Here is a 5,511-nt window from a genome sequence, read left to right as displayed (position 1 = left end):
GGATTCGTAACCTTCATGCCAGTCGTTCGATCAGGCGGTTGTAGTCGTCCCAGGAGACCCAGAGGTCTTTGTCGTCAGAGATCTTCATATTCTTGATTGCTTCGTAGTGCCTTGTGCCGATAACGGCGATTGCGTAGTGAATTACTTGAACGGATGGCGCAAGACGATGGTCTCTTCGCGGTCCGGGCCGGTGGAGATCATGTCGATGGGCACGCCCACCAGTTCCTCGATGCGCTTGATGTAGGCGCGGGCGTTGGCCGGCAGCGCGTCCAGCGACTTGGCGCCGACAGTGGTCTCGGACCAGCCGGGCATTTCTTCGTAGATCGGCTCGCAGGCGGCCGCTTCTTCGGCGCCGACCGGGAAGATGTCGACGGTCTTGCCGTTCAACTTGTAACCGGTGCACAGCTTCAACGACTCCAAGCCATCGAGCACGTCCAGCTTGGTCAGGCACATGCCGGAGACGCCATTGATCTGCACCGAGCGCTTCAGCAGGGCGGCATCGAACCAGCCGCAACGGCGCGCACGGCCGGTGACGGTGCCGAATTCATGACCGACCGAGGCCAGGTGCTTGCCGGTGCCGGCGTCCGTGGGCAGTTCGGCCGGGAACGGACCGGAACCGACGCGGGTGGTGTAGGCCTTGGTGATGCCCATGATGTAGTGCAACATGCCTGGGCCCACGCCAGCGCCGGCAGCGGCATTGCCGGCCACGCAATTGCTGGAGGTGACGAACGGGTAGGTGCCATGGTCCACGTCCAGCAGGCTGCCTTGTGCACCTTCGAACAGGATCTTGCCGCCGGCCTTGTGGATGGCATACAGGTCGCTGGAGACATCGGTCACCATGGGCTTGATGCGCGGCACGTTGGCCAGGGCTTCGTCCAGGGTCTTCTGGTAGTCCACCGGCTGGGTCTTGAGGTAGTGGGTCAGGACGAAGTTGTGGTAGTCCAGGTTGGCCAGCAGCTTTCGGCAAAGCGCTTTTCGTTCAACAGGTCGGCCACGCGGATGGCGCGACGGGCCACCTTGTCTTCGTAGGCCGGGCCGATGCCCTTGCCGGTGGTGCCGATCTTGTCGACGCCACGGGCGGCTTCACGCGCCACGTCCAGGGCCACGTGATAGGGCAGGATCAGCGGACAGGCGTCCGAGACCTTCAGGCGCGAGCACACTTCCACGCCGGCAGCTTCGAGCTTGTCGATCTCGCGCAGCAGGTCGGGCACCGACAGCACCACGCCGTTGCCAATGTAGCAGGCCACGCCGGCGCGCATGATGCCCGAGGGGATCAGTTGCAGCGCAGTCTTCTTGCCGCCGATGACCAGCGTGTGGCCGGCATTGTGGCCACCCTGAAAACGCACCACGCCTTGCGCGTGATCGGTCAGCCAATCGACGATCTTGCCCTTACCTTCGTCGCCCCATTGCGTACCGATGACGACGACATTCTTTGCATTGCTGTTCTGTAACATGACTCAACCCAAGTTTTTGATAATCCAGTTTCCATTGCTGAAATCGAGTGCGCGATCGCAATCGAATTCGTCCTGATCGTGCTCGTGGCCGGGAAGGCTTTGGATCACGATCTCTCCCGCTTGCCGCAATTGCGCTATTTTCTCACGCAGACCGGCGTCCCTACCCCAAGGGGCGAGGATGGCGCGTTTTCGTTCTGCGCCCGGCATCAGTCGTGCCAGTTCACGCAGGTCCAGGGAGAAGCCGGTCGCCGGCCGCGCACGGCCGAAGGCTTCCCCCACATGGTCGTAGCGGCCGCCGCGCACCACCGCATTGGGCAGGCCCGGCACATAGGCGGAGAACATCACGCCGCTGTGGTAATGGTAGCCGCGCAGGTCGGCCAGATCGATGGTGACAGCCGCGCCTTCATGGCCGGCCGCCAGTTCCACCAGGGCCTGCAGCTCGTCCAGGGCCTGGGCGATGCCGGGCAGCGCCGGCAAGGTGATGCGGGCACGGGCGATGACCGAGATGTCGCCATACAGGTTGGGCAGCGCCAGCAACGCGGCGCGGGTGCCGTCCTGGTAGGTCGCGGCGATGTCCTTCAAGCCCGGCACGTCCTTGGCCTGCAACAGGCCGAACAGTTGTGCTTCGTCGCGTTTGGCGGCGGCATCGTGGGCGATGATGGCGCGCAGCACGCCGACGTGGCACAGGTCCAGGCGGATGGTGCGCATTCCGGCCAGGGCCAGGGAATTCAAGGCCAGTTCCTGGATCTCGGCGTCGGCTTCGAGGCCGGCATGACCGTAGATCTCGGCGCCGATCTGGATCGGTTCGCGGGTGGCGTGCAGACCGGTCGGACGCGTATGCAGGACGCTGCCGGCATAGCACAGGCGAGTGACCGAGGCGCGATTGAGCAGGTGGGCATCGATGCGCGCCACTTGCGTGGTCATGTCGGCGCGCACGCCCAGAGTGCGGCCGGAGAGCTGATCGACCAGCTTGAAGGTGCGCAGGTCGGTGTCCTGGCCGGCGCCGGTGAGCAGGGATTCAAGGTATTCCAGCAGCGGCGGCATGACCATTTCGTAGCCGTACAGGCGGAAATTGTCGAGCAGGCGACGGCGCAGCTCCTCGATCTTGCGCGCTTCCGAGGGCAAGACGTCGGCGATGTTTTCAGGAAGAAGCCAGTTAGGCATAAACAAAAGTCAAAGCAGAAAAAAACGGTTTGCGTGCTTGCGTGGTGTGGACAACAACGATGCAAGCAGGCGCCCAGACGAACAATCGGGGCGGTCCGGGAATGCCTGCCGCCCCTCTTCTTGCATTCCGGGAAAATTGCATCCCGGAACATATGTCCGACCCAAAAAAGGAAAGATGCCCTTTACCAGCGGCATCCATCCGGTTCGCCCTGCCCGCCCCACCCTGGAGACGGCACAGAACTGTTCACATTATCGCCTGTTAAGCGAATTTTTACTTCTTCGCCGCGCTGGTGGCGCTGCCGCCTACTCCCTTGAAGTACTTGAAGAACTCCGAACTGGGGTCCACCACCATGACGTCGTGGCGGCTCTTGAAGCTGGCGCGGTAGGCTTCCAGGCTGCGGTAGAACTTGTAGAAGTCGGGGTTCTGACCGAAGGCCTGGGCGTAGATCTGGGATGCCTTGGCGTCGCCGGCACCGCGGATCTTTTCGGATTCACGATAGGCTTCGGCCAGGATCACCACGCGCTGGCGGTCGGCATCAGCGCGGATCTTTTCGGATTCGGCCGCACCGGTAGAGCGCAGCTCATTGGCCACCCGCACGCGCTCGGACTTCATGCGTTCGAACACCGAGTTGTTGATCTGGTCCACATAGTCCACGCGGCGCAGACGCACGTCGATGACTTCCACGCCGATCTGCTTGGCTTCGTTGGCCACACGGGCCTGGATGGCGTCCATGAGGTTATTGCGCTGGCTGGAGATGACTTCGCGCACAGTGCGCTTGGTGATTTCATCGTTGAGCGCGGCCTTGACGATCTGCGACAGGCGGTCCTGGGCGCGACGTTCGTCGGCGTTGAAACTGACATAGTACAGGCGCGGATCGACGATGCGCCACTTGAGGTAGGCATCGACCAGCACGTTCATCTTTTCAGCGGTGATGAAGCGGTCAGCATCGGGCGTGTCCAGGGTCTGGGTGCGCTTGTCCAGGTACATCACGCTCTGGAAGGGTGGCGGCAGCTTGAAATGCAGGCCGGGTTCGGTGATGACCTGCTTGACTTCACCGAGGGCAAAGACGATGGCCGAGGAACGCTGGTCGACCACGAAGATGGTGGACGATGCCAGCCAGATCGCCACCACGGCGACGATGACGGAAGTAACGAGGCGGCCCATCAGCGCACCTCCCTTTCACGCGACTCGCGGGGATCGCGGTTTCTCGAATCTCGCATCAGCTCGGATGAATACACGGTGTCGGTTCCTGCAGTCGAATTGGTGGACGCAGCACTGGGCGCAGCCTGGCTAGCCGCCGAGGCGGGCGACTTGGCGCCGGCCGGGGTCGCATCGCTGGCGCTTTGCTGAATCAGCTTGTCCAACGGCAGGTACAGGAGGTTGCTGCCATTCTTGACATCGACCATGACCTTGGTGGTGTTGGCAAAGATCTGCTGCATGGTTTCCAGGTACATGCGGTCGCGGGTGACGGCCGGGGCCTTGGCATAGGCTTCTTGCACCTGGGTGAAGCGCGAGGCATCGCCTTCGGCATTGGCCACCACGCGGGAGCGGTAGGCTTCGGCTTCTTCCAGCAGGCGCGAGGCGGCGCCGGAGGCGCGCGGGATCACGTCATTGGCATAGGCCTGGCCTTCGTTCTTGAGACGTTCGCGGTCCTGACCGGCCTTGACGGCGTCATCGAAGGCAGCCTGCACCTGTTCGGGCGGCTGCACGCCTTGCATGGTGACATTGGTGATCTGCACGCCGGACTTGTAGCGATCCAGGATCTGCTGCATACGCTGGCTCACGTCCAATGCGACCTTTTCACGGCCTTCGTAAAGCACGAAGTCCATCTTGCTGCGGCCGACGATTTCGCGGATGGCGGTTTCGGCCACCTGGCGCACGGAGTCATCCGGGTCCCGGTTGCTGAACAGCCATTCGGCGGCGTTCTTGAGCTTGTACTGGACGGCGAACTGGATGTCGATGATGTTTTCATCATCGGTGAGCATCAGGGATTCCTTCAACTGCTTGTTGCGCACGCTGCCGCGATAGCCGATCTCGGCGGTCCGCACCTGGGACATGTTGACGATCTCGTGGCTCTGGATGGGATACGGCCAGCGCCAGTTGAAGCCGGGCAGCGTGGTGTGGCTGTAGCGGCCGAAGGTGGTCACCACGGCGGTCTGGCCTTCTTGCACGATGAAGAAGCCGCTGGCCAGCCAGAGGAAGACGACGATGATGGCGATCACGCCCACGCCGATACCGGCGCCCTTGACATCGCCACGATTGAAGCCGCCACCACCGTTGCCGCCGTCGGAGCCACCGCCCTTGCGGCCGAGCATACCAGCGATGCGCTGGTTGAAGTCGCGCCAGAGCTGGTCCAGGTCGGGCGGGCCGTCATCATTGCCGGACGGTTTTTCGGGCCGTTTGTCGCCGTTATTTCCGTTATTCTGATTGTCGCGGTTGTCGTTTTGTGAACCACGTCCCCATTGGGGGTCGTTCAACGAAAACTTGACACCGATTTTCCTGAATAAAGACACAAGCATTCGTTTGCGTTCCGGCTGTAGTGATGGATTAAGAAAATCTAGGAGGAATGCGCGCCAGGAACGTGCAAAAAGCCGTTCCCTCGAACGGCTCAAGCGTGCATGTCTGCGGAATCGACTGGCTCAGAACGGCTGCGACCCCTGGCCTCCAAGGTGGCCTTGAGCGAAGCGGCGATCGCTTCGCGCAGCAGATCCAGGCCAGCACCGGACTGGGCACTGACGAAAACCCGCTGGATTTTACCATACTCGTCATACTCGACCGTCGGTTCCAGCCCGGCGGCGTCGATCTTGTTCCCAGACAGGATCTGCGGCACGTGGTCGGCGCCGATTTCCTTCAAGACAGGTTGACCTGCTCGATCTGCTTCATCCGTACCGG

The 5,511-nt window shown here is 62.1% G+C and carries 3 protein-coding genes and 3 pseudogenes; all 6 read right to left on the bottom strand.

Features of this window, described 5'->3' with window-relative positions:
• Window positions 1-16: 16 nt before the first annotated feature.
• Window positions 17-88: pseudogene (locus I5W_RS34045) on the bottom strand (phosphoribosyltransferase); the annotation flags it as partial.
• Between the two features lie 53 nt (window positions 89-141).
• Window positions 142-1,454, bottom strand: a pseudogene (locus I5W_RS14570) (adenylosuccinate synthase).
• Window positions 1,455-1,457: 3 nt separating this feature from the next.
• Window positions 1,458-2,618 carry an ATP phosphoribosyltransferase regulatory subunit gene (locus tag I5W_RS14565; RefSeq protein ID WP_044529760.1) on the bottom strand — a complete coding sequence of 387 codons (1,161 nt, stop codon included), beginning with the start codon at window positions 2,616-2,618 and terminating at the stop codon, window positions 1,458-1,460.
• A gap of 271 nt (window positions 2,619-2,889) precedes the next feature.
• Complete coding sequence (gene hflC / locus I5W_RS14560) at window positions 2,890-3,783, bottom strand: protease modulator HflC (protein ID WP_017451814.1); 894 nt, start codon at window positions 3,781-3,783, stop codon at window positions 2,890-2,892.
• A complete protein-coding gene (gene hflK / locus I5W_RS14555) occupies window positions 3,783-5,138 on the bottom strand; it encodes an FtsH protease activity modulator HflK (RefSeq protein WP_017451813.1) in 1,356 nt (451 codons plus the stop codon). The genes hflC and hflK overlap by 1 nt, the downstream gene beginning before the upstream one ends.
• Before the next feature lie 89 nt (window positions 5,139-5,227).
• Window positions 5,228-5,511, bottom strand: a pseudogene (locus I5W_RS14550) (GTPase HflX); the annotation flags it as partial.

This window comes from Herbaspirillum sp. B65, from assembly GCF_000333555.1.
GTDB lineage: Bacteria > Pseudomonadota > Gammaproteobacteria > Burkholderiales > Burkholderiaceae_D > Herbaspirillum > Herbaspirillum rubrisubalbicans.
This window is presented reverse-complemented; position numbering and strand designations above follow the sequence as displayed.